The organism is Aeromonas enterica (genome assembly GCF_054052465.1).
Map to the genome: position 1 here is coordinate 139,641 of NZ_JBSTYL010000007.1, position 24,738 is coordinate 164,378.

Annotated in this window: 19 protein-coding genes and 3 tRNA genes; 5 read left to right on the forward strand and 17 right to left on the reverse strand. The window is 59.3% G+C overall.

The genetic code is table 11. The features are described 5' to 3' along the window. Positions 1-15: 15 nt before the first annotated feature. Entirely contained in the window at positions 16-3,462 is a 3,447-nt protein-coding gene (locus ACW5XD_RS10195; RefSeq protein WP_456494801.1) for a response regulator, read from the forward strand. On the opposite strand, the gene ACW5XD_RS10200 is transcribed toward ACW5XD_RS10195, so the two are convergent. The 4 genes from ACW5XD_RS10200 to ACW5XD_RS10215 all read right to left on the reverse strand — a co-directional run bounded on the left by ACW5XD_RS10200 (position 3,442) and on the right by ACW5XD_RS10215 (position 4,187). After that, positions 3,442-3,717 carry a hypothetical protein gene (locus ACW5XD_RS10200; protein ID WP_456494802.1) on the reverse strand — a complete coding sequence of 92 codons (276 nt, stop codon included), beginning with the start codon at positions 3,715-3,717 and terminating at the stop codon, positions 3,442-3,444. The two genes, ACW5XD_RS10195 and ACW5XD_RS10200, sit on opposite strands and share 21 nt — an antisense overlap. A gap of 133 nt (positions 3,718-3,850) precedes the next feature. Continuing rightward, a tRNA-Tyr gene (locus ACW5XD_RS10205) sits at positions 3,851-3,935 on the reverse strand. A gap of 43 nt (positions 3,936-3,978) precedes the next feature. Then, positions 3,979-4,063, reverse strand: a tRNA-Tyr gene (locus ACW5XD_RS10210). A 39-nt stretch (positions 4,064-4,102) separates the two neighbouring features. Beyond that, positions 4,103-4,187, reverse strand: a tRNA-Tyr gene (locus ACW5XD_RS10215). Positions 4,188-4,532: 345 nt separating this feature from the next. On the opposite strand from ACW5XD_RS10215, the gene ACW5XD_RS10220 reads away from it, so the two are divergent. Continuing rightward, positions 4,533-5,765: a cysteine desulfurase-like protein gene (locus ACW5XD_RS10220; protein WP_456494803.1), complete on the forward strand. Its 1,233-nt coding sequence runs from the start codon at positions 4,533-4,535 to the stop codon at positions 5,763-5,765. 54 nt (positions 5,766-5,819) lie between these two features. Here ACW5XD_RS10220 and ACW5XD_RS10225 read toward each other — a convergent pair whose 3' ends face one another. The 11 genes from ACW5XD_RS10225 to ACW5XD_RS10275 form a co-directional block, all read right to left on the reverse strand. After that, a complete protein-coding gene (locus ACW5XD_RS10225; RefSeq protein WP_456494804.1) occupies positions 5,820-6,884 on the reverse strand; it encodes a protein-glutamate methylesterase/protein-glutamine glutaminase in 1,065 nt (354 codons plus the stop codon). A gap of 11 nt (positions 6,885-6,895) precedes the next feature. Continuing rightward, positions 6,896-7,366 (reverse strand): chemoreceptor glutamine deamidase CheD, encoded by a 471-nt coding sequence (gene cheD / locus ACW5XD_RS10230; RefSeq protein ID WP_456494805.1) that lies wholly within the window; start codon positions 7,364-7,366, stop codon positions 6,896-6,898. Positions 7,367-7,376: 10 nt separating this feature from the next. Beyond that, positions 7,377-8,180 (reverse strand): CheR family methyltransferase, encoded by an 804-nt coding sequence (locus ACW5XD_RS10235; RefSeq protein WP_456494806.1) that lies wholly within the window; start codon positions 8,178-8,180, stop codon positions 7,377-7,379. A gap of 57 nt (positions 8,181-8,237) precedes the next feature. Next, positions 8,238-10,409 carry a methyl-accepting chemotaxis protein gene (locus ACW5XD_RS10240; protein WP_456494807.1) on the reverse strand — a complete coding sequence of 724 codons (2,172 nt, stop codon included), beginning with the start codon at positions 10,407-10,409 and terminating at the stop codon, positions 8,238-8,240. A 72-nt stretch (positions 10,410-10,481) separates the two neighbouring features. After that, on the reverse strand, positions 10,482-11,054 hold the full coding sequence (locus ACW5XD_RS10245) for a chemotaxis protein CheW (protein ID WP_456494808.1): 573 nt from the start codon (positions 11,052-11,054) through the stop codon (positions 10,482-10,484). A gap of 12 nt (positions 11,055-11,066) precedes the next feature. Next, positions 11,067-12,989 (reverse strand): methyl-accepting chemotaxis protein, encoded by a 1,923-nt coding sequence (locus tag ACW5XD_RS10250; protein ID WP_456494809.1) that lies wholly within the window; start codon positions 12,987-12,989, stop codon positions 11,067-11,069. A 15-nt stretch (positions 12,990-13,004) separates the two neighbouring features. Beyond that, complete coding sequence (locus ACW5XD_RS10255) at positions 13,005-15,209, reverse strand: chemotaxis protein CheA (RefSeq protein WP_456494810.1); 2,205 nt, start codon at positions 15,207-15,209, stop codon at positions 13,005-13,007. 26 nt (positions 15,210-15,235) lie between these two features. After that, positions 15,236-15,562 carry an STAS domain-containing protein gene (locus ACW5XD_RS10260; protein ID WP_456494811.1) on the reverse strand — a complete coding sequence of 109 codons (327 nt, stop codon included), beginning with the start codon at positions 15,560-15,562 and terminating at the stop codon, positions 15,236-15,238. Positions 15,563-15,576: 14 nt separating this feature from the next. Next, positions 15,577-15,945 carry a response regulator gene (locus ACW5XD_RS10265; protein WP_042867032.1) on the reverse strand — a complete coding sequence of 123 codons (369 nt, stop codon included), beginning with the start codon at positions 15,943-15,945 and terminating at the stop codon, positions 15,577-15,579. Positions 15,946-15,954: 9 nt separating this feature from the next. Next, on the reverse strand, positions 15,955-17,172 hold the full coding sequence (locus tag ACW5XD_RS10270) for a methyl-accepting chemotaxis protein (protein ID WP_456494812.1): 1,218 nt from the start codon (positions 17,170-17,172) through the stop codon (positions 15,955-15,957). Between the two features lie 306 nt (positions 17,173-17,478). Further along, complete coding sequence (locus ACW5XD_RS10275) at positions 17,479-18,567, reverse strand: beta-ketoacyl-ACP synthase 3 (protein WP_456494813.1); 1,089 nt, start codon at positions 18,565-18,567, stop codon at positions 17,479-17,481. Positions 18,568-18,771: 204 nt separating this feature from the next. Between ACW5XD_RS10275 and ACW5XD_RS10280 the strand changes: the two genes are divergently transcribed. From ACW5XD_RS10280 to ACW5XD_RS10290, 3 genes are all read left to right on the forward strand, one after another. Continuing rightward, complete coding sequence (locus tag ACW5XD_RS10280; RefSeq protein WP_456494814.1) at positions 18,772-19,713, forward strand: LysR family transcriptional regulator; 942 nt, start codon at positions 18,772-18,774, stop codon at positions 19,711-19,713. Between the two features lie 129 nt (positions 19,714-19,842). Further along, positions 19,843-20,451, forward strand: a complete 609-nt coding sequence (locus ACW5XD_RS10285; RefSeq protein ID WP_456494815.1) for a LysE family translocator — start codon at positions 19,843-19,845, stop codon at positions 20,449-20,451. A gap of 190 nt (positions 20,452-20,641) precedes the next feature. Continuing rightward, positions 20,642-22,498, forward strand: a complete 1,857-nt coding sequence (locus ACW5XD_RS10290; protein WP_456494816.1) for a peptidase U32 family protein — start codon at positions 20,642-20,644, stop codon at positions 22,496-22,498. 135 nt (positions 22,499-22,633) lie between these two features. Here ACW5XD_RS10290 and ACW5XD_RS10295 read toward each other — a convergent pair whose 3' ends face one another. Beyond that, positions 22,634-23,110 carry a methylated-DNA--[protein]-cysteine S-methyltransferase gene (locus ACW5XD_RS10295; RefSeq protein WP_456494817.1) on the reverse strand — a complete coding sequence of 159 codons (477 nt, stop codon included), beginning with the start codon at positions 23,108-23,110 and terminating at the stop codon, positions 22,634-22,636. Further along, positions 23,097-24,677 carry an AlkA N-terminal domain-containing protein gene (locus tag ACW5XD_RS10300; RefSeq protein WP_456494818.1) on the reverse strand — a complete coding sequence of 527 codons (1,581 nt, stop codon included), beginning with the start codon at positions 24,675-24,677 and terminating at the stop codon, positions 23,097-23,099. Before ACW5XD_RS10300 ends, ACW5XD_RS10295 begins: the two co-directional genes overlap by 14 nt. Between the last annotated feature and the right edge of the window lie 61 nt (positions 24,678-24,738).

Genomic DNA, 24,738 nt, shown 5'->3' on the forward strand with positions numbered 1-24,738 from the left:
TTCAGGATTGGCACTATGAGGTGTCCTCGTGTGGCTATATCCCGATGCATAATCGTTATGCTGGTATTTAATATCAGCATATTCAGTCAACCACTCTTTGCTAAAAAAGCCGTTTTATTGCCAACAGTAAGAGTCGGGTTATTAGTGGGTGGATGGGGACCATTTCAGCAGTGGGATGGACATAATGGCAGCGGCTTCAGTGTCGAGCTGATAAGCATCTTGGCCAAGAACCTTGACTACCAGATTGAGTGGAAAGCCTACCCCGACTGGAACCAGTTATATGCGGCCAGCTGCAAAGGTGAGGTCGATATTTTACTGGATGCCTTTCGCTCGGAAGAGCGTGAATGTATTTCATATACTCGCCCTTATTATTCGTCCCCGACCGTGGTCGTGGTGCGCCATGATTCCCCTTTCTTTCGTGATGTCAGTGGCTTGAATCAATCACGCATTGCCATCGAAGCCGGTTTTCTGACCGAGAAACTGGTCAGGCTCCATTATCCCGATGTCTCCCGCGTTCTGTTCCAGGACTCCAGCGCGGCCTTGCAGGCGGTGCTGGATAAACAGGCAGATGCCTATATCGGCAACCTGCATGTCACCAATCAATTTATTGCCCGACACCCCGAATTGGCGGTGGTGGCCCAGTCCCCTTTGCTGATGGAAAGCCTCTATCTGGGCATCAGCAAGCATAAGTCCCGGCTGGGGGTTCGCTTTGATACGGCCATTCAGGCGCTGACGGTGGAGCAGCGCAGCACCCTGGAGCAGCGCTGGCTGGGTGACAACAGCCTGAGTTTTCTGGGCCACAGTGCTTTTTTGCTGCGGCCCGATGAGCGGGAGTGGCTCTCTCATTTGCCACCTTTGAAATTGGGCTTTATCCAGGGCTGGATGCCTTTTTCCTATACGGACAGCCAGGGCAAGGTGGCAGGTCTTATTGGTGACTATCTGGCGCTGTTCAAGGACAAGCTGGGGCTGGCGTATCTCTACGATACGGATCAAAGCTGGCTCGAGCTGTTGCAGGCGCTGCTGCATCGGGAGGTTGATCTGACCATCATTCCCACCCGCATCAGTCAACAGATGGTGGGTTGGCAGCTGAGTCAGCCCATTGCCTCCTTTCCTGTGGTGATCGCCATGGCCCGTGGCAGCAATACGATCGGTGGCTTTGCCGAACTGGCGGGCAAGCATCTGATCGTCACCGACAGCATGCTGACCGCAGCGCTGAAGGCGCGTATCCCGGACATCCGGATCACAGTGGTGCCCGGTCCGGAGAAAGGGCTGGCCATGGTGGCCGCAGGGGCGGGGGATGCCTATATGGGCAATCTGGCCGTGATATCACGGCTTATCAATGAGAGGTTTGATGACAGCCTGCATATAGTGGCGCCCACTCCGTTCAAGGATGAGCTGGCGGTGGCGGTGCGTGAACCCTATACCCCCTTGTTGCCGCTGATCAACCGGGTGCTGGCCAGCATGAGCGACAAGGAGCGACAGCAGATCCGCAATACCTGGCTGGCGGTGAGCTACAACGAGGGTATTCCATGGCAAAGACTGATCCGTACCCTGATCCCCGTCGGTGCCGGTCTCACCTTGTTTATCCTTGCGCTCTCCATCGCTTATTGGCGCTTGCGCCAGGAGATCTTGCGCCGCCGCCAGGTGGAGGCAGCCCTGGCCAGGGCCAAGGAGATCGCCGAGCTCGCGGCCAGCAAGAAGGCTGAATTTCTGGCCACCATGAGCCATGAAATTCGCACCCCCATGAATGGCATCGTCGGCATGGCGGAACAGTTGAGCTTTACCCAGCTTGATTTGGAGCAGCGGCAGATGGTGGCCATCATCAACCAGGGCGCCGACGGACTGCTGCAACTGATCGGCAACGTGCTGGATTACTCCAAGCTGGATGCGGGCAAGATGGGTTTGGCGCCCACCAGCTTCCTGCTGCGCGAGATTATCGACAGCGTACTGACCATGACCAGCAGCGAGGTGCTGCGCAAGGGCTTGCAGATCTATCTGCATGTCGATGATGAGGTGGGCGCCCGTTTTTGTGGCGATGTGCTGCGGCTCAAGCAGGTGCTGTTCAATCTGGCCAGCAATGCCATCAAGTTCACCGAGCGCGGTTTCATCGAGATCTCCATCAAGCTGGAGGGGCAAACTGACGGAGAACAGCAGCTGCTGATCGGGGTGCAGGATACCGGCATCGGCATGAGCGCCGAGGTGCAGGCCCGCATCTTCAACGCCTTTGAGCAGGCCGATGGCGCCACTACCCGCAGTTATGGCGGAACCGGGCTGGGCCTCAGCATCAGCCACACTCTGGCCGAACTGATGGGGGGGGAGATCCGGCTGGAAAGTGCTCCCGGGCTTGGGACCTTCATCGGGTTGTTGGTCACGCTACCCCTTGAACAGCGGTGTGAACATGATCCCATGCTCGCCGGATTGAGCGCCTTCATGGCGCAGGCTGATGGCAAGCTGCGCCATACCTTGCGACTGCATCTGCTGTCGCTGGGCGTGCAGATAAGTGATGACCGGCAGACGGCCGACCTGGTATTTGGCGATGCCGCGAGTCAACCGGATAACGGCATCTGTATTGCGCCGCTGGGCAATGCCCTGGGATATCAGTGGCGAGAGGGGCAGTTCTGGCTCAACAGCAATCCCCTGACCTGGCAGGCGGTGCGGGAGGTCTGCTATCGCCAGCTCGGCTGGGGCGAGCAACTGCGGACCGATCATCTCGTGGTCGAGCCAGCCATTGCCCCATTGCCAGGCCGCTTGCTGGTGGTCGAGGATCATCACCTCAACCAGATGCTGGTGCAGCGTCAGCTCAAGCAGCTGAACCTGGTGTGCGATCTGGCCGAGAATGGTCAGCAGGCGCTCGCCATGCTGGCACAGCACAGTTATGACCTGATCCTGTGTGACTGCCAGATGCCGGTGATGGATGGATATGACTTTACCCGCCAGGTGCGTGCAACCGGGGAGCTGGCGTGGCTTCCCATTATCGCCATGACGGCCAATGTGATGCCGGAGCAGGCGCAACGTTGCCTGGCGGCAGGCATGAACGATGTGCTGGGCAAGCCAGTGCGGCTGGACGGGCTTCGCCAGATGCTGACGAAGTGGCACATGTTGCCGGCCTCCAGGCTGCTCGATCTCGCGTCGCTGCAACGCTTCTTCGGGGTGGGGGCGCCGCTTGAGCAGATGCTGACCCTGTTTCGCCAGGAGCTGGAGCAATCCTTGGCGCTGGTGCATGACGACGACAAGGCGCTGGCAAACTGGGTACATCGTCAGGCTGGCACCATCTCCATGATGATGGTGAGCGATCTGGCGCAGCAAGCCTGGCATCTGGAAGAGAAGATCCGCAGGGAGGGAGCCGGTCAGTGTGAAGCCGAACTGGCCGATTTCAGGGCCCTGTTGCAGCAGATAATCGATGAGCTGACCGTGTTGCTTGCCAGAACCTATAAAGAGGGGTCAGGAAGAGACTGCGCTTAGAGGGGGAAAAGCAGGAGCACGGATTGAATCAGGTTGCACGGCCTGCGCCAGCCAGGACCAGTCGAGCAAGGGCGTATCCTCCTTGAAGCGCTGGTAAGCCAGCCCCTGATCGACGGTCAGGAACAGCGTCGTCGGCAGGCCGATGCGATTGGTGTAACGCACCATGACCTCGCCTCGATAGCCGGCCAGCCGCAGCCGCAACTGCGGTAGCGTCAAACTGCTTGCCTGTCCCGTCTCATCCCAAATTTCAAACATGGCTATGCCTCTGACTGATATGCCCTTACTGTTTCCAAAATCAGCATGGTATGCAATTGTCAGATCTTACAGTGTCAAATGGATTCAATTCAGAAAAGCAAAAACCCGGCATTTAGCCGGGTTCTTTAAATGATGGTGGAGGGAGAAGGATTCGAACCTTCGAAGGCAGAGCCGTCAGATTTACAGTCTGATCCCTTTGGCCGCTCGGGAACCCCTCCACAGGGGCAAAGCACATTGTATTCAGCCATTGCAATCGGGAAATGGTGGAGGGAGAAGGATTCGAACCTTCGAAGGCAGAGCCGTCAGATTTACAGTCTGATCCCTTTGGCCGCTCGGGAACCCCTCCACGGGGTATTTCCTGATTGTCACTACTTTTGCACTTGAATGGTGGAGGGAGAAGGATTCGAACCTTCGAAGGCAGAGCCGTCAGATTTACAGTCTGATCCCTTTGGCCGCTCGGGAACCCCTCCCCAAGTGCGAGGCGCATAGTATCAGATCCGGCAGCTTTGTGAACCCCTTCTGATGATATCTGGCGACAAAAAAGTGCGAGTCGGTCATTTTTTGATATCTTTCGCTCATTTTTCATCCTTATCAACGACTTCTGTATCGATTTCCGGCATGAATGCGACGAGATGTCCGTGGCGACAGGCGCTGTTGGGTGGGTGGACCAGGTGTGGCTTGCCAGCATTTTATACTGAAAATATGGCCTCTCCTTGTAACTGTGATGGCTGACCTGTTCACGGATGGACATTGCTGCTGCCGCATTTTACTCTCACCATGTTATTCAACTGTTAACATGGACTGTGGACTCTTCTATGCAAGCTCTCGATATCGCCGTGTTGCGCGGCCAGTTTCCCGCCCTCAATCAATTGGTTGATTGCAAGACTCCCATCTTCTTCGACGGTCCGGGTGGCGCTCAGGTGCCTCGCCCTGTGCTTACGGCCATGACCGACTATCTGGGCCACTTCAACGCCAATCTGGGCGGTCCCTTCTTCTCGGCCCGTGCCACGGAGCAGCAGGCACTGCGAGCAAGGCAGGCCATGGCGACTCTGCTGGGAGCGGAGCGGGTTGAAGAGATCGTCTTTGGCGCCAATTTCACCACCCTGACGTTTGCAGTCAGCCGTGCCCTGTCACGGGAGTGGCAGGCGGGGGACGAGATCATCGTCAGTGCGCTGGATCACTACTCCAATGTGTCGAGCTGGCAGCAGGCGGCGGCCGATCGCGGCGTGGTGGTACATCAGGTGAGGGTGGATGTGGCGAGCGGAGGGCTCGACTATGCGCATTTGCTGACATTGCTGGGCCCCAAGACCCGGTTGGTGGCGGTGACGGCCGCGTCCAATACCACGGGGACTCTGGTCGATATTGCTCGCGTCGCTGATGCCGTGCACGAGGTCGGGGCACTGCTGTATGTGGATGCGGTCCATTTTGCCCCCCACGAGCGCATCGACGTGCAGGCTTGGGATTGTGACTTTCTCGGCTGTTCAGCCTACAAGTTCTTCGGTCCGCACCTTGGCATCCTGTATGGCAAGCACCGCCATCTGGAGCGGTTTACTCCCTACAAGGTGGAGCCTGCGAAGAATGTGGCGCCTTACAAGTGGGAAACCGGCACCCAGAACTGGGAGGCCCTTGCCGGTGTGGAGGCGACCGTTGAATATCTGGCCTCGCTATCCGGGCTGGACGCCGCCGAACACGATCTGGAAACGCGCCTCGATCTGGCATTTGCCCACAGCCAGGCCCATGAGCAGCGGCTCAGCGCTCATCTGCTGGCCAAGTTGGCCGAGCGGCCCTGGTTCACCCTGCACGGCATCAACGACAGCAGGGGGCGCACCCCTACCTTCGCCATCACCTCGAACCGCCATACGCCGATCGAGATGGCCGAGTATCTCGGCCAGCATCAGGTATGCAGTTGGGCTGGCCACTTCTATGCGCTGGCGCTGGTGGAACAGTTGGGGGTGAGTGAGGGGGTGTTGCGGGTGGGTTGCATGCATTACAACACGCAGGCCGAGATCGATAGGCTGTTCGCGCTGCTTGATGACATGCCTGGCTGATACCATGATGCCCGGTAGACTTGGGCATCATGTGCATGGGCTGATGTGCGAGTGCTAGCGACCGACGATGGCGTGGTGAATATCCTGCAGCGGCAATATGTGGCGGGCGGCCCCGAGCTTGATGGCCTCTTTGGGCATGCCGAACACCACGCAGGAGGCCTCATCCTGTGCGAAGGTGTTGGCGCCCGCTTCCAGCATTTCTCGTAGCCCGCGGGCGCCATCATCCCCCATCCCCGTCATTATGATGCCGGTTGCATTGCCACCGGCAAACTTGGCCACCGAGCGAAACAGCACGTCCACCGAGGGGCGGTGGCGGTTGATGAGGGGACCATCCATCACATCGACGTGATAGTAGGCGCCGCTGCGCTTGAGCAGCATGTGTTTGCCCCCCGGCGCTATGAGCGCCAGGCCCGGAATGACCCTGTCATTGCTCTTCGCCTCCCGCACCTCTATCTGGCACAGGTTGTTGAGCCGCTCGGCAAACGAGGCGGTGAACTTCTCCGGCATGTGTTGCACTATGACAATGCCGGGACAGACCCGGGGCAGGGTCGTCAGCACGGTTTCCAGCGCCTGGGTGCCGCCGGTGGAGGTACCGATCGCCACGATCCGCTCCGTGGTCTGAGCCATGGCATGATGCTGGCCGGCCGCGGGCATGATGGCGTCGGCGTTGAGCTTGGGGGCGACACCGGGGGCTGGGGATTTGACCTGCCGTCTGACATTGGCCTGGGCGGCGGCGCGCACTGCCATGGCCAGTTCCTGAGCCGATTCCTGCAAGAAGCTCTTGAGGCCGACCGTAGGCTTGGTGATGATGTCCACGGCCCCGGCGGCCATGGCCTGTAGCGTGGTTTCCGCCCCCTTCTCGGTCAGGGAAGAGCAGATCACTACAGGAGTGGGGTGCTCGGCCATGATCTTGGTGAGGAAAGTGATGCCATCCATGCGCGGCATCTCTACATCCAGCACGATCACATCGGGCCACTCTTTTTTCAGCTTCTCCAAGGCAAACAGCGGATCCGAGGCGGTGGCGATCACCCGGATATCGGGTTCTTGTTCGAGAATGGCCTGTAATACCTGCCTGACCACGGCGGAGTCGTCCACCAGCATGACCTTGATTTGCTTCATTTCCCGTCCCCTTAACGATGTGGCAAGCGATGATGGCGAACCCAGACATTACCGTTGGCCAGATCAAAGATCAGACTTCTGTGGCCGGCGTGGCCGAGGTGGTGAGCCTTGATGGTCAGTCCCAGATGCTGCGTCAGTTGCCAGGCCGCCTTGATGTTTTTGATGGCCACATTCATGGTGTTCAGTGTCTGCTGTTCGATAAACATGTTGCCGCCGCCGAACAACTTGACCTCATATTCATGAATGGGGGCGGGGTACTTGCTTATTTCATTGATAAACAACTGGATTGCCTCATCCGCATAGCGGCCATCCAATTCGTCATCGTTGTGGCCACGGCTCGGCAGCATGTAGTGACACATGCCACCTCGTTTCTGCTCCGGATGCCACATGGTGATGGCTACGCAGGAGCCCAGATGGGTGCGGATGATGATGTCATCCTGACCAAAAAAGAACTCTCCCGGTTGCAGCACTATCTCTTTCATCTTGAAACCCTCAGGGTTTCAGATAAATGGAGGGCGACACCAGCTGCAAACCGTGGGGCAGGCCGTTCAGGCTCTCGGCATGACTGACGATGAGATAGCCCCCTTTCTTCAAGCGTGGCACCAGACGTTGCAGCACCTGCCCCTTGGTTTCCCGATTGAAATAGATCATCACGTTGCGTATCAGAATGATGTCGAACAGGCCGATGTCGGGCAGATCCTGATTCAGGTTGATGTGATGAAATTGCACCTTGTCCCTGAGCTTGCGATCGATGATGAAGGTGCCCTCCTGAAAGCCGACGCCTTTCAGGCAGTACTTCATCAGAAAGGGCAACGGAATATTGTGTGCCCGCTCTATGGGGTATTGCCCCGCTCTGGCCTGCTCCAGCACCCGGCTCGAAATATCCGAGGCAACCACTTCCCAAGCACCCTGACTCAGGGTATCCGCAAGTGTCATGGCTAGGCTGTAAGGCTCTTCGCCGGACGAGCTGGCCGCACTCCAGATGCGCACTGCCCGTTCTTTCGGCAATTGGGTCAGTACTTGCTTGCTGATGAACTCGAAGTGCTTTGGCTCCCGGAAAAAATAGGTTTCGTTGGTGGTAAGCAGGTCGAGTGCAACCTGCAACTCGGCTCCCCGGTTATTCATGATCAGGCTGAAATAATCGCCATAGCTGTCCAGCTCATAATGGCAGAGCCGTTTTGACAACCGGCTGGCGACTAGGGCCTTTTTCGCCGGTGACAGATCTATGCCCGCCGTTTGGTGGATCCAGCGTTGAAACTGCGCAAATTCATCATCATGCAACTGGGTTTGGTACACGCTGCGCCTCATGTGGTTAAAAGGGGACCGGGGCATCATGCTCACCCGGTCCTTTGTTTAAAACCTTACAAAATCAGCATCGTTGTGAGGGCGAGGAGTTGTGTCTAAGCCATCCTGCCCATTGCCACTGGTCATGAAGTGCCCTCTTGTCGAGGTGCGCGGGGCGGTGGTTTTCGGGCTGGAACCATGTCGGTGCTGTTCAAGGGTGAAAAACTCCATCGCAAGTTGCAACTGTTCGGCCTGGCTGCTCATCTCCTCTGCTGTGGCTGCCAGCTCCTCGCTGCAGGAGGCATTCTGCTGGGTCACCTGGCTCAGCTGATTCATGGCGATATTGATCTGACTGACACCGGTGGACTGCTCGGCGGAGGCCGCGCTGATCTCTTGCACCAGATCCGAGGTCTTGTTGATGGAGGGCACCATTTGGTCGAGCAGGCGGCCCGCTTTTTCTGCCATGTCGACGCTGCTGGAGGCCAGTTCACCTATCTCCTGAGCTGCCACCTGGCTGCGCTCCGCCAGTTTGCGGACCTCGGCGGCAACCACTGCGAAGCCTTTGCCGTGATCCCCTGCGCGAGCGGCTTCAATGGCGGCGTTGAGGGCCAGCAGATTGGTCTGGTAGGCGATGTCATCTATGATGCCGATCCGTTTGGCGATCTGCTTCATGGCATCGACCGTGAGCTTGACAGCCTCACCGCCTTCCACCGCCTCCTTGGCCGCCTTGCTGGCCATACCGTCCGTGACCTGGGCGTTGTCGGTGTTCTGGTTGATGCTGGCACTCATTTGTTCGATGGAGGCGCTGGTCTCCTCCATGCTGGATGCTTGCTCACTGCTCGATTGGCTGATGGATTGGGCGGTGGCGCTGACCTGCTCAGAGGCGCTGGAGAGGTTGTCGGACGCACTCCGCACCTCGGTCACTATGTTGGTCAACGAAATGATGGTTTGATTGAGGGAGTCCTTGGTGGTGCCAAATACGCCAGGGTAGTCGGCCACGATAGTTTGGGTCAGATCCCCCTTGGCCAGGCATTGCACCACCCGGATCACATCGTTGAGACTGGTGTCGATTACTTCTGCGATGCGGTTGATGCCTTCCCCCAGAGTCTGGAAAAAACCACTTTTGCCGATCAGGTCCATGCGGCGGTGCAATTCGCCATTGATCACCGCCTGCACTATCTCCGACATTTCCCGCTCGATCGCGACCTCCTTGGTGCGATCTGACCACTCGACCACTGAGCCCAGCCGTTCGCCATCGTCGCCAAACACCGGGTTGGCAATGAGTGAGAAGGTGCGTCCACCGAGCAGGATCTGGGTCTTGTAGGTGTTGTTCAGCTTGGCCAGCATGCTGCGCTGATGACCTGGATGCTTGTGGAAGCTGTCGATGTTGGCTCCCATCAGGGCGGACGAGTTGAAGCTGAAGAGTTCCTTCCTGATGTCGGACTCGGCCTGGTTCAGCATATCCTTGACCGATTCGTTCATGTAGATGATGTTCAAATCTGTGTCGGCAATCATCACGTTGGTACTGGCGCCATCCAGCGCCCTCTTGACTCTCAGGCTTTCGGCGGCGGCGAGCTTGGCCGCCGCGTTGGCTGCTTTCACCTCATTTTCAATGGCGATCTCCTTGGTGCGATCGGCCCACTCCACCACTGAGCCGAGCCGCTCCCCGCTGTCGTTGAAGACAGGGTTGGCAATCAGGGAGAAGATGCGGCCACCGACCGAGATCTGCGCACGGTAGGTCTTGTCCAGTTTGGCCAGCATGCTGCGCTGGTGGGACGGATCCTTGTGAAAGGAGTCTATGTTCTTGCCCATCAGCTGTCTGGTGTCAAAGTTGGGCAGATCTTTGCGGATGTCGGATTCCGCCTGTCCCAGCATGGCGAGCACGGCTTCATTCATATAGACGATGTCGAGATTGGTATCGGCGATCATCACATTGGTCGAGGCGCCATCCAGCGCTTTGCGTACCCGCAGGTTCTCGTCGTACAGAGCCTGGTTTGCGCTGATGGCGGCCAGCCCGCTGCTGAGCCGCTGGCCCAGCAGCGTGATTACTTGGTTGAACTCCTGACAGAGTTCCCGCAGCGGGCCATCCAGTGTGCCAAGTTCCAGCTGGGCCGGCTGCTCACCCTGCTCGATCCGCTGCGAAATGGTGCGAGTAGCCCCGATCAACTGGGTCAGCTGTGCTTGTTGCAAGGTATAAGCGCTACCGTTGCCGAAGAGATTGCCAAAGAATGATTGAGTCATGGGCCTTATCCTTGTGCGACATGTCATTGCGGTGTGGTGTGAACGACACTCTCGTTGTTGTTGACGCCTGGGTTATGGCGTTGGCTGTCTCTGTTCCAGCAACCGTTCCTGCTGCTGGGTCAGTTCACTCAGTTGTGTCATCTCGTCGATGGAGAGCACCTTCTCGGTATTGATGAGGATGACGAACTTTCCGTTCACCTTGCCCATGCCGCTGATGAAATCGGCCCGGATACGGGCGCCAAAACTGGGCGGCGGCTCTATCTCGTTGCAGGGAATGGTCAGCACTTCCGAGACCGAATCCACCACGACACCTATGTCCTGATTACCGTGCTCCGGATCATCCGGGTGTATCCCTTCAATGATGATGATGCAACTACGGCGGGTGATGCTGGAGGGGGCATTGCCAAAGCGGGCGTTGAGATCCACCACAGATACCACGGCTCCCCTGAGGTTGATCACGCCGCGGATGAAGTTCGGCATCATGGGGATGGGGGTGATGTTGCCGTATTCGATGATCTCCTTGACCCCGAGAATGTTGATGGCAAACATTTCTCCCTTGATCAGGAAGGTCAGATACTGGGCATCACTCTTATTGTCATGAGCCAGCGTGACTGGCTGTGGGACCAATTCGGTAGACATGCTCATGAGTCTCTCCGGTTAAAAACGGACAAAATCGGTCTCTTCAATCTGGGGTTGAGAAGCCGTGTTGCCGTGCTGCGGGTGTTGGGCTGGCATGACAAACCGGCCTCTGGGGGGCGTTCCCCTATGTTTACCCTCGCTGATTTTTGAGGATCTGATCAGGTTATCCAGCGAGAAGAAGTCCATTGTCTGCTGCAACTCGTTGGCCTGGGAGCTCATCTCTTCGGCGGTAGCGGCCAGCTCTTCGCTGCTTGCAGCATTCTGCTGGGTGACCTGATTGAGCTGGTTCATAGCCATGCTGATCTGGTTAGCTGCGCTGGCCTGTTCGCCGGATGCCGCGTTGATCTCTTGAACCAGATCGGATGTCTTGCGAATGGAAGGCACTATCTTGTCGAGCAGACTGCCCGCTTTCTCTGCGGTATCGACGCTGCTGGTCGAGAGTTCACCTATCTCCTGCGCCGCGATCTGGCTGCGTTCGGCCAGCTTGCGCACCTCGGCGGCCACCACGGCAAAGCCTTTGCCATGTTCACCGGCGCGGGCTGCCTCGATGGCGGCATTGAGCGCCAGCAGATTGGTCTGGTAGGCGATGTCGTCGATGATGCTGACCTTGCGAGCGATCTGCTGCATCGCGGCGACCGTCTGTTGTACCGAGCGGCCCCCTTCGGTCGCTTCGAGCACGGCGCTGCTTGCCATGTTGTCGGTCACCTTGGCGTTGTCCGTGTTCTGATTGATGCTGGCACTCATCTGTTCGATGGAAGCACTGGTCTCTTCCACGCTCGCGGCCTGCTCGCTGGTAGCCTGACTCAGAGACTGGGCCGTGGTGCTGACCTGGCTAGAGGCATTGGTGAGGTTGTCGGCGGCGTTGCGTACCTCCTCGATAATGGCCGTCAAGGCGTCTATGGTGCTGTTGAGGCCATCCTTGGTCTGGCCAAAAATCCCTGGGTAGGGCTGCTCTATCTTCTGGGTGAGATCCCCCTGCGACAGGGCGGTGGCGATGCGCATGACATCCTTGAGGCTGGTATCTGTGACGTTGGACAAACGGTTCAGCAGCTCGGACAGGCGTTTGATATAACCCTGCCGATTGTCCAGCGCTATCTTGTAGCTGAAATCCCCCTGCTCGACGGCGGCTGTGACCAGGGTTTCGATGTCGTTGATGAGAACCGTCAGCTTGTTGACCATGTTCTGCATGGACATCAACAGTTGGCCCGCCTCATCGTTGGCTCCTATGGTGATGGTGACGTCGAGATTGCCCTCCGCCAGATGGTTGGCCACCTGCAGCGCCTGATTGATAGGGGCAATGATGCTGCGGATAAGCACTATGCCAAACCAGGCCGCCGTCACTATGCCCGCCGTGACCACCATCATCATGGTGAGCAGCATGGCGTCGTACCAGGATTGGGCCTGCTCATATTCGGCTTTGGCCACATCGAGTTGCAAATTGACCAGCTCGGTTATCTTGTTGCCGATGGGATCGATGGAACCGTAAAGCTTGCCGTCAAACTCATTGAGGCTACCGGTGATGACGCCGTGCTGGGTCGCGAGAAACTGCTCCAGTCTGGTGATGTCGCGATCCGCTGCGCTGAACAGGATGCCCGCCTCGGCCGACAGCTGCTGCTCGGCAGCGGTCAGCTTGGTGGATTGATAATGCTGCCACTCCTGCTTGATCTGCTGCTGGGCATGCTGGATCTGTTGCAGTGCCTCTTCGGCGCTGATGAGGCCAGCATTGGCTTTGTTGACGTTGTCGATGACGGCGACGGCGTAGTTGTCGGAGATGGTTTTCAGCTGTTTGAGCGGGACCACTCGGTCGTTATAAACCCGTTGCAGACCCTGGTTGCTGCTCTGCATGTTGTACAGTCCCAACCCACCGACGCCCAGCAGCAGCCCGCATAGCAGACAGAGCAGTATGGTGAGTCGCATTTTTATGGTGGAGTTTCTGAACATGGCTGGCTCCTGGTGTTAATTGACTCTTGGCTGAGTTTGCTGGCGAGGAAGGGCGTACTGGCTCAATTCCTGATCGATGGCATGTTGAATGAGGGAGGGAATATCCAGGATGAGGGCAACCTCTCCGCCGCCCAGAATGGTGGAGCCGCTGATCCCTCGCAGGCGTTGAAACAGTTTGCCGAGCGGTTTGATCACGGTCTGAAATTCCCCCAGCAATTCATCGACCACCAGCCCGGATTTTTTGCCGCCGTGGCTGACGACCACGATGTTTTCCCTGCGCCCTCTCGCCCCGTCGACATCGAAGTAGTGCTGGAGCCGCACGAACGGCAGCACCTCGCCGCGCAGGTTGAGGTAGTTGCGCCCCTGAGTATCGGCCAGCGCACTCTGGGTCAGTTCCACGCACTCGATCACCATATCGAGGGGGATGACGTAATGAGTGGTGCTGACCCGGACCAGAAAGCCGTCGATGATGGCCAGGGTCAATGGCAGCCGGATCTGCACCCGGGTCCCTTGTCCGGGCTTGCTGTCCAGCTCGACGCTGCCACGCAGGGCCGTGATGTTGCGTTTGACCACATCCATGCCGACACCCCGACCCGAGAGGTTGGTGATGGCCTCTGCGGTGGAGAAGCCGGGCTCGAAGATAAGCTGGTAGATCTCCTGATCCGTCAATACCGCATTGGCGGTGACCAGACCTCGCTCTTGCGCCTTTTGCAGAATTCTTGCCTTGTTGAGCCCGGCGCCATCGTCCTTGATTTCGATGACGATGCTGCCGGAGTCGTGATAGGCGTTGAGGGTCATGGTACCCACCGCCGGTTTGCCGGCGGCAAGGCGCTGACCGGCTGATTCGATACCGTGATCCATGGCGTTGCGAACCAGATGCATCAGGGGATCGCCTATCTTTTCCACCACGGATTTGTCGAGTTCGGTGTCACCGCCTGTGATGACCAGTGCAATATCCTTGTTCAGCTCGTGGCTGACGTCGCGTACGACGCGCTGGAAGCGGTTGAAGGTATCCCCGATGGGCACCATGCGCAGGCGCAGGGCGCCATCCCGGATCTCTTCGACCAGCATGGCGATGGTGGAGTTGGCCTCCTGCAACTGGCTGTCCCGTGAACGTTGAGCCAACAGGCTGGCACCCGAGCTGGCAACGACCAGCTCGCCGACCAGATTGATCAGATCATCCAGTTTGTCGGCATGCACCCGGACGTAGCGACCCTCCTTGGTTTTGTTTTCCTTGCTCTGGTTTTGTTTTTTGAGCGCGGCATCCACGACCACCTCGTTGACGGCACCCTGGGCAATCAGGATCTCCCCCAACTTGCTACTGTTTATCTGCATACTGTCATGCTGGGTTTGCAGGCCAAGCGCCAGTTCGCCAGCGGTCAGTGCCCCCGTTTTGACCAGTAGTTGCCCCAGCATGTCACTGTCTTCTGGCAGGGCATTGATGAGGTCTATGTATTCGGCGATTTTGCTGTGGGGAGGCAATATGCTGATGCGGCAGTCATCGTGCACGAATTCAAACACATCGCTCAGGGCACTCTTGTCGGCCTGGGTGTCGACATCGAGTTCATAACCGAGATAGCAGCTCTCGGGATCGAAATGTTCCCAGTCGGGCAGGGCATCGTGGAGGGTTTCGATGGTACAAAGGGTGCCCATGGTGCCGAGGTAGCGCAGAAACGAGGTGGGATCCATGCCATTGCGCAGCACATCCGGGCCAAAGCGCAAGGAGATGTGCCACAGTGAGGTGGCACTGACATGGCCCTCCTCCTTGCTGACCGGATCAGATTCTGCTGATGGGGTGCATTCGGGCAACCGGATTTGGCTGACCGCCTGATGGCGCGCCAGATTGAGCCGTAACTGAGAGTCCAGTGTCTGTTCGTCATCTCCAAGCACAGCCCCCTGCTCTGCAACCAGGCGGACCAGCAGCTCGATATGATCCCGGCTCTCAAGCAGATCCTTGATAAGTGTCGTGGTGATCGCCAGTTGCTGATTGCGTACCTGATCGAGCAAATCTTCGACTATGTGGGTGAAGCTGACGATTGGCTGAAGACCAAACAGGCCGGCGGAACCCTTGATGGTGTGCGCCGCCCGGAAGATGGCGCCTATCAGCTCACTGTTGTCCGGGTCATTTTCCAGCGTCAGCAGGGCGGACTCCATCTCTTCCAGCAGTTCGCGTGCCTCGGCGATGTAGGTTTGCAGGGCCTGATCAAGATTGATGCTCACGAATGACTCCTTGTCACCGGGACTGCCTAGGCGTGATCCGCGTGGGGCATGAGGGTGGGATCGCCAAAGAAGGTTGTCAGCTGGCACAGCTCCAGCGCATCCAGCACAGCATGACTGTGCATGATCAGGTGCAACGGATAACCGCGCTGCTGCGCCGTTTTCTTGGCAGCCAGCAAGAGCTGCAAGCCGGCGCTGTCCATCTCGGATACCTGTGACAGATCCAGCTCCAGCGCTTGCTGGTGGTAAAGTAGGGGGGTGAGTGCCAGCTTGAGCTCGGCGGCTGTGTAGATAGTCATCTCCCCCGATACTTTGATCAGCGTCTTGTGTTCACCCGTCTCTATGTGCAGCGGCATGGGTGGCTCCTGACTCAGGGCATGATGAGCTTGGCGACGGCCGCCAGCATCTGGTCAGGCTGAAATGGCTTGACCACCCAGGCTTTGGCCCCTGCCGCCTGTCCCTCCTGCTTCTTGCTGTCCTGAGATTCGGTGGTCAACATGATGACGGGGGTGAACTTGTAGCTGGCCAGTTTCTTGGCCTCCTTGACGAAGCTGATGCCATCCATGTTCGGCATATTGACGTCGCTGATGATGAGATTGATCTTCTTGCCGTCGAGTTTCCTGAGGGCATCCTTGCCATCGCAGGCTTCCATCACCTCGTAACCGGCTCCCTTGAGCGTCATGCCGACGACTTGGCGAATGGTTGCCGAGTCATCCACGATCAGGACTGTTTTGGCCATATCTGTCTCCTAGAAAAAAGTAACGTCTGCACTGCTGGAGGAATTCACCATGGGTTGCTGGCGGCGGCCATGATGAATGTTGCGTTGTTCATCAGTGGCATAGGAGAGTTCCATGTCTGCCAGCCAGCTCTGTGCATCTATCTGGATGGGGCCGGACTGGTGTGTTCTGTTGCGTGAGGAAATCAGGTGGTCATTGAGGCTGTCCATGTTTTGGCGGACATGGTTGAGGATTTGGCTGACCCTGTCCTGAAATTGTAACGAAACAATGACATCGGAGATCTCGCGGTGGATCCCCGAGCTTTCGCTCTGCAGCAGGGCGGCCGACTCCGCCAGGCTGGTGGTGGCCATGCGAAAACGCTCCAGCACCTGCTCGATGGCACGCTCCGAGTCACTGACGGCGGCTTGATCCCGTGCGGCTGCGCTTTCTGCTATCTGGAAGGCGCGGCCAATGCCGCTATTGATGGTATCGACCTTGTCCGTCATCTTCTGGGCTGTTTCGCTGGAGAGACGCGACAGGGTGCGCACCTCATCGGCCACCACAGCGAAGCCGCGACCTGCCTCGCCGGCCCGAGCCGCTTCTATTGCGGCATTGAGCGCCAGCAAGTTGGTCTGGGAGGCAATCTTGGCCACGTCGAGTGCCATGGCATTGAGCTCTATGGTGTAGGCGGTAAGCGTCTTGATCTCCGCCAGCATGGCATCGCGATTGGCTTGCGCGGAATGCATGATGGCGAGCACCTGGTTGAGCTGGGTCTGACTCTCGGCCAATACGGCAGCCATACCCGCCGATTTTGTTCCCCCGAGATCGCCCGCAGCATTGTGAGAAGCGGCTACCGCCTCTTCCAGCTTGGTGGTGAGCCCGGCGAAACGCTGGGTCAGATCGATCATGGCCCCTTCTGTCTGCTGACGGGAGTTCTCAATCTGCTGTGACCAGATAGGGACGGCTTTCTCGCACACTTGCTCGAGCCCAATAATGGAATGGCTGAGCTGGGCGGCAGACCAGGTATGGGCCGCCTCCTCGTCGTGATGGTTCTCCTCCGGCTTGCCGTGATAGTGATGGGAGCACCAGAGGGCCGCGCCCAGTGCCAGCACGCCGTTGGCCAGCAGATAAGGCAGAGGGCTGCCAGCGAGTGTCAGCAGCAGGGTGCTGAGCAGGCCTGTGCCCAGGCAGCATGCCCAACTCACGGGGTCCCAGAATGCAATGGTCTCTGCCGTCTTGTGATCTGTCATACGCAAACTCATCCCTGCACGTGAGTCGGGGCGGGAACAAGCTGTTATCCCACTGGTGACAGAGAGGATGATCCACGCCCGAACCCGTTAGTTACAAATGGCTCAGTAAGGTTAGCGCAAAAAAATAACTTGGTTACAAATCGGTCCTATTCGGGGGGATCTACTGATAAAACAGGAATATGAAGGCTGCAGACGGGGGCTTTGGCTACACGAGAGCGCAGTGAAGTGGCGGATAACGACGCGGGAATAGCGCGGAGGCAAGTGCATATAAAAAAGGAGCCTGATGACCCAGGCTCCTGATGAGGATTAGGCCTCGTTGGCGTGGGCCTTCTGGCACCCTTCGACCGCATGGGCAATCAGCTCAAGCGCGCTCTTGTCGCACGGGGGGAGTTCGGCATCGCACGAGTTGATGGGGGTGACGCGATCGCCCCACTTGATGATGGCGGCGCCCCAGGTCAGACCGGCACCGAAGGCGGCGGTCAGCAGATAGGAGTTCGGCTTGACGCGGCCTTGCTCCAGCGCTTCGCACAGGGCGATGGGCACGGTGGCGGCGGAGGTGTTGCCATAATTTTCGATGTTGACCATCACCTTCTCCATGGGCGCGTTCATGCGCTTGGCCAGGGTTTCGATGATGCGGATGTTGGCTTGGTGCGGCACGATGAGATCGACCTGCTCCGGGGTGATGCCGGCTTGGCTCAGCACTGTGCCGGTGGCTTCACCCATGCCGCGCACCGCACGCTTGAAGATCTCCGGGCCTTCGAAGTTGAAGGTGAAGAGCCCATCCACATCGGAAAAACGTACCCGATCGGTACCAAAGTTAGGGACGTGCAGTATCTCCCGCGCTTCGCTGTCACAGCCGAGCTTGTTGGCAATCAGCCCGCACTCCTGCTCGCTTGCCTCTATCACCACGGCCCCGGCGCCGTCACCAAACAGCACAGCGGTATCGCGGCGCGCCCAGTCCAGCAGATAGGTCAGGCGCTCGGCACCGATCACCAGCACCTTCTTCATCATGCCGGTCTGCACCAGCGAGGTGGCGACGGAGAGGGAGTAGACAAACCCGGTACAGGCGGCGTTGAGGTCGAATACGGCGGCGTTGACGGCGCCGAGCTTCTTCTGTACCGCAGAGGCGGCATTGGGCAGCAGGTTATCCGGAGTCGCGGTCGCGAGGATGATGCCATCGAGATCGCTCGCTTCCAGGCCTGCACAGGCCAGGGCACGGCGACCGGCCAGGGTGGCGAGATCCGAGGTGCTGACGTGGGAGATCCGGCGGGCCTTGATACCGGTACGCGGATAGATCCATTCATCCGACGTATCCATGATGGTGCTGAGGTCATCGTTGGTCAGCACTGAGGGAGGCAGACATTTGCCCCAACCGGTGATATTGGCGTATTTCATCTTGTTACCGCTTCTCAAAGTGGATCGCCCGCGGGCGGAAAATCGCGCAATTATGCCGCACGGAGCAACCACTGTCATCTTGTGGTCATGGTTATCTGGTAGGGAAGAGGCGTAAAACCGCCGAAAATAGCGGGAAATTTTGCTTAAAATCGAGGACTCGCCTGCCCTAAGATAGGGCTTTCCACCATCCTATGGGGCCGCCCCTTGCACAAAGCCAATCTCAACTTGCTGCCCACCCTCAAGGTGCTGCTGGAGACCCGCAACATCAGCCGGGCGGCTGAGCTGTTGCACCTGAGCCAGCCCTCCATCAGCAAGCAGCTAAGTCAGCTGCGCAGCGAGTTTGGCGACGACTTGCTGGTGCGGGAGGGGCAGCGCTGGCTGTTGACGCCACGGGCAGAGACGCTGGCGGCGGCCCTGGCGGACTCCCTCGGTGCGCTGGATCGGCTCTATGAGGCACCCGGATTCGACCCCGGTCGCTGCGAGCGGGTGTTTCGGCTTGCCTCGTCCGATTATGTGGCCCAGCACATCCTGCCCGATATCTGTGCGGCGCTGGCCAAAGAGGCGCCGCTTGCTGCGCTGGAATACAGCCTGTGGGACAAGCGTCAGCTGCCCCGGCTGTGGCAATCCGAGCTGGATCTGGTCTCCACCATCACGGATTTGGTGCCGGAGCAGATCCGTGGCCTGCATCAGGGAGAAGACAGGTTGGTGGTGCTGATGGGTCTGCATCACCCCTTGGCGAACAATCCGCTCAGTCTGGATGACTACCTCGCCTGGCCCCATTTGCAGGTGAGCGGTGGCGGCGACAAGGACAGCCCGGTGGAGCAGGTGTTGGTGCCACAGGGACTTAACCGGCGCTGGTTTGCCAGGGTGCCCTTCTTTCAGGCTGCGGTAGAGGTGTTGCTGCGCACCGACTGCCTGATGACCACCCCGGCCCATATCGCCTGGCAGCTCTCCCGCGTGCACGATCTCACTTTCCGGACGCTGCCGTTTGCCACCCGCACCCAGCAGTATCATCTGCTGTGGCACCAGCGCCATCACCAGGATCCGGCTCACAAGTGGTTTCGCGAGCTGGCCTACCCCTTCTTGCGCGAACACCTGCAACGCACGGTCGCCGAGAGCCGCAAGCTGTTGGCTGGCATCCGCTAGCCATAGTCGGTTGTGCCAGCCTATAGCCATTGGCTATGGGATCTATTCATAACTTTCACTTCTGGCATAACTGGCAGCCCCTTACCCTGAGCTCAGACATTCATACCCCGCCGAGAGAGAAGGAACACCATGGAACTGACGAGTTGGCTGGCACTGGCTGCAATCTGCGTGATGGGGGCCATCAGCCCGGGGCCGAGTCTGGCGCTGATCATCCGCAACACGGTGCAGGGGGGGCAGGGCCACGGGGTGGCAACCGCGCTGGGTCACGGCCTCGGAGTCGGTATCTATGCGCTGATTACCGCGCTGGGGCTCTCCGTGCTGATCACCCAGACCCCGCTGCTGTTTGATCTCATCCGCTACGGCGGCGCCGCATTTCTCGCCTGGCTCGGCATCAAGGCGCTGCTGGCCAAGCCCGTCAGCGAGTCGACCGAGGAGGTGGCACATCAGTTGCGTGGTCGTCAGGGCGCCTTTGAAGGTTTTATGGTCGCCTTTCTCAACCCCCAGCTTGCCATCTTCTTTATCGCCCTGTTCAGCCAGTTTGTGCGGGCCGATACCGGCTGGAACGAGGGGGGGATTATGATGCTCACCGCCGGCGGCATAGATGCGCTCTGGTACGTACTGGTGGCGCTGGTGCTCTCCCGCGGACCCGTGCTGGCCTGGCTCAAGGCCAAGTCCTTCGTCATCGACAAGGTGAGCGGTCTGGTGCTGCTGGGGCTGGCCTTGAAGGTGGTGCTCTGAGGTTCGCTTGCCAGCGGCTCGCGCTATGAGGGCTGGGCCGCCGAACGAATACCTGGCTCCACGGGCGGGACTGCGAGCTTCGGATTTTTAATCCTGTATCTTGCGGTGATCTTAAGCGGGATCAAGGCAAGCAAAGGACGACTGACCTAGAGTGACGGGCATTTTCTGTCTGCCGATAGACTCAGAGACCATGCACCCACAGACCCATAGCCACGCACTGAACCGCCTCGAACTGCTGGCGCCAGCCAAAAACCTAGCCTACGGCATCGAAGCCATCAACCATGGCGCCGATGCCGTTTACATGGGCGGCCCTGCCTTTGGCGCCCGCAGCGCGGCGGGCAACTCCCTCGACGATATCGAAGCGCTGGCGCGCCACGCCCACCGTTTTGGTGCCCAAGTGTTTGTCGCCTTCAACACCCTGCTGCACGACAGCGAGCTGGAGCAGGCCCGGCGCCTGACCCACCAGATCCATGAAGCGGGGGCCGATGCGCTCATAGTGCAGGACATGGGGTTGCTGGCACTGGACTTGCCGCCCATAGCGCTGCACGCCAGTACCCAGACTGACAACCGTACGCCAGAGAAGGTGAAGTTTCTGCAGGATGTGGGCTTCTCCCAAGTGGTGCTGGCGCGCGAATTGTCGCTGGCACAGATCCACGAGATCAGTGCGGCGACCAGTGTGCAGCTGGAGTTCTTTATTCATGGCGCGCTCTGTGTCTCCTACAGCGGCCAGTGCAACATTAGTCATGCCCGTACTGGCCGCAGTGCCAACCGCGGCGAATGTGCCCAGCTCTGCCGCTTGCCCTGTTCGCTGCAAAAGCCGGACGGTGAGGTTCTGGTGGCCGACAGCCACCTGCTGTCGCTCAAGGATATGGACCAAACCTACAACCTGGAGGCGCTGATCGCGGCCGGTATTCGCTCGTTCAAGATCGAGGGGCGCCTCAAGGGGCTGGATTACGTCAAGAACGTCACTGCCTGGTATCGCCGGAAGCTCGACGCCATTCTGGAGCGCCGCTCCGATCTGGTAGCCGCTTCGGCGGGCCGCTGCAGCTACAGCTTCGAGCCGGATCCGAAAAAGAGTTTCAACCGTGGCAGCACCGACTACTTCCTCAATGGTCGCCAGCAGGGGATCGACTCCACCCTAAGCCCGAAATATGTGGGCGAGCCGCTGGGTCGCGTCACCAGAGTCACCAAGGACGGCATCGAGATCGACGGCAAGCCGATCACCCTCAACAACGGCGATGGTCTGGGCTTCTTCAAGCCGAACAACGAGCTGGTGGGGATGCGCCTGAACAAGGTCGAAGGCAAGCAGTTACTTCTATCAGAACGCATGCCGGGGCTGAAAGTGGGCACCGAGATCTACCGCAACCATGATCAGGCATTCAGCAAGATGCTGGAAAAGGCCAGCGCGGATCGCCGCATCCGGGTCGATATGCAACTCTGTGAATGCGATGAGGGATTGCGGCTCACGCTCACCGACGAGCAGGGCATCAGTGCCGCCGTCACTCTCCCCTGCGACAAGCAGCCTGCCGACAATCCGGAGCGGGCGCTGCAACAGGCGCGCGACCAGCTTGGCAAACTCGGCAATACCCTGTTTGTGGCGCGCAAGATTGAGTTGGTGGTAACGAGGCCGTTATTCATTGCTGCATCCATGCTCAATGGTCTGCGCCGGGATGGGATTGCTGCGCTGGAGGCGGCGCGTCTGGCCAGCTACCAGCGCCCCGAGCGACGCATCGCCCTGCGGGATATCAGCTATCCCCAGCACCGCCTCTCCTACCTTGGCAACGTGCTGAACAGCGCAGCCGAGCAGTTCTTCCGCGAACACGGGGTGGAGCGTATCGCCCCCGCCTATGAAGCGAACAAGGAGGAGGGGGAAGTGGTGCTGATGATCACCAAACACTGCATCCGCTACAGCCAGAACCTCTGTCCGAAAGAGGTGCCCGGTCTCAAGGCCGAGCCGTTGGAGCTCAAGATGGGTAAAGACACCTTCCGTCTGCGCTTTGACTGCCACCGCTGTGAAATGCAGGTGATGGGGAGTCTAAAACGTTAATCCGATTGTACCCTTCTCCTGTCTGGTTGAAGGGCTATCTATCGTGATAGGAGGTTGGCACTCACAGGGTTCAGCGCCAGCTTTGGGCTGGTGGCCTGCGAAGCTCTACAGGCCGGATGCTTTGCCAACGTCCTCTTAGCCAGCACATCCTTCAAGTTCCAGCAGCACCTTTTTAATCTCCAATCCCCCCGCATAACCGGTCAGGCTGCCATTCTGGCCGATCACCCGATGGCAGGGGACGATGATCGACAGCGGATTGCGGCCATTGGCGGCACCGACCGCGCGGCTCGCACTCGGTTTGCCGATGGTGCGGGCGATGTCGCCGTAGCTGCGAGTCTCGCCATAGGGGATATCGCACAGCGCCTGCCATACCGCTTGCTGAAAAGCCGTGCCATGGGCGGCGAGCGGCAGGGTAAAACGCTGCAGGCGACCGGCGAAATAGGCGTCAAACTCGGCAAGATAGGGGGCGAGCGCCTCACTGTCTTGCCGCCAGTCGCTCATCTCGGGCAGCGCCCGCAGGCCAGCCACAAAGTCCACGTGCACCAGACCGCGAGCGTTGATGGCGACCAGCAGCGCGCCGCAGCTCGTTGGCAGCATGTCATAGCGGATCATGGGTTATCTCCTCGTCATTGGTTTGGGGCGCCTTGCTCCCCGTGGTGGGTGATATCAGGTTTTCGATGGCACTCGCTGTGGTGGTTGATGACTGCTTGATCAGCAGTGCCGGTTGTTCGCTCATGGCGTGCCACAGCCAGCTCGCGGCATAGCCACGCCACGGTTGCCATGCTGCGCTTTGCACCAGCACAGCCTTCACTGGCAGCTTGTCGCCGCCCCCCAGCGCCTTTTGCAGCACGAGATCGGAGGCCGGGAAGGCGTCTGGATCCTGCCCGCAGCGCAGCCGCCAGTAGGCAACCGTCCAGGGACCGATTCCCGGCAAGGCCAGCAGTTGCTCGTCACTGGCCGTGCTCAGGGAAATCGTACCGCTCGCAAGCGCGGCGGCGAGTCCCTGCAGCGTACGGATGCGGCTGCCAGGCATGCCGATACCGTTTAGGTTGAGCTCGCACAGTTGCGCCGGGGTAGGTAGCTGCGTCACCCCGAACTGCGCCTCGGTGCGTGCCACCAGCCGTCCCATGATGGTGATGGCGCCCTTGACCGACACCTGCTGGCCGACGATGGCGCGCAGCATCACCTCGTACTCATCCCAGCCGGCGGGCAATCGCACGCCAGGCCAGCGCGCCTGCAGGCCCGCCAGCAGCGGATCCTGCCCGAGCCGCTCGCCTATGCGCTGCATGTCGGCATCGAGATCCCACATGCGGCGCACGCGATACAAGAGATCAGGCAGCGCCGCAGGCGGCAGATCATGCACTGTGAGCCTGATGCTATGGCCCTTGCCCTGCTCGATGCGGATCCAGCCCGCATGATCGCCGACGCTGTGGCGCCGCTCATATGCATCGCCATCGACCCGCTCCAGCCCGGGGATGGCCCGCAGCCGGTAGAACGCCAGCATGGCCGCCACGTCATAAGGCGGGCGATACGGCAGTTGCAGCGTGAGCGCCGCGCCGCTCTCTATGACGTCGGCCTTTCCTTCACGTTGGCGCAGCGCCCGGGGCGCGAGGCCATACGCCTGGCTCCAGGCATCGTTGAAGCGGCGAATGCTCGCAAAGCCCGCCGCAAACGCTATGTCCGTGATGGGCAGTGCTGTTTCGGTCAGCAGCCGCTTTGCGAGCAGCAGCCGGCGCGTCTGCTCCACCTGTTTTGGCGACGCGCCCAGGTGTTGCTCGAACTGGCGGCGCAGCGTGCGCTCACTTATTCCGGCCTCTGCCGCGAGTTCGGCGAGCGAGCCGTCCGCCAGCTCGCCACGCTCTATCCGCGCCAGCAAACGGGCGAGTTCGGGCGGCAGATCGCCGCGTGCGGCGGGGGCGAGCTCCGGGCGACAGCGCAGACACGGGCGCAGGCCATGTTGCTCGGCCGCGGCAGCGCTTTGGAAGTAGCGCACGTTGTGCTCGTGCGGTGGCCGCGCGGGGCAGACGGGGCGGCAGTAGATGCCGGTGGAGAGCACGCCGGTAAAGAAGCGGCCATCGAAACGCGCATCGCGGGCGAGCCGGGCTGCGTGGCATTGTTCGCGGTTGAGGCTCGGGATCCCCTCATCCTGATGGCTGTCGCTGGCTGGTTGCGAGTTCATGGTCCTGGCGCTCTTTACGGGTGCATGAATGAGAGAGTAAGGGGGAGGGGGCGTGGTGACT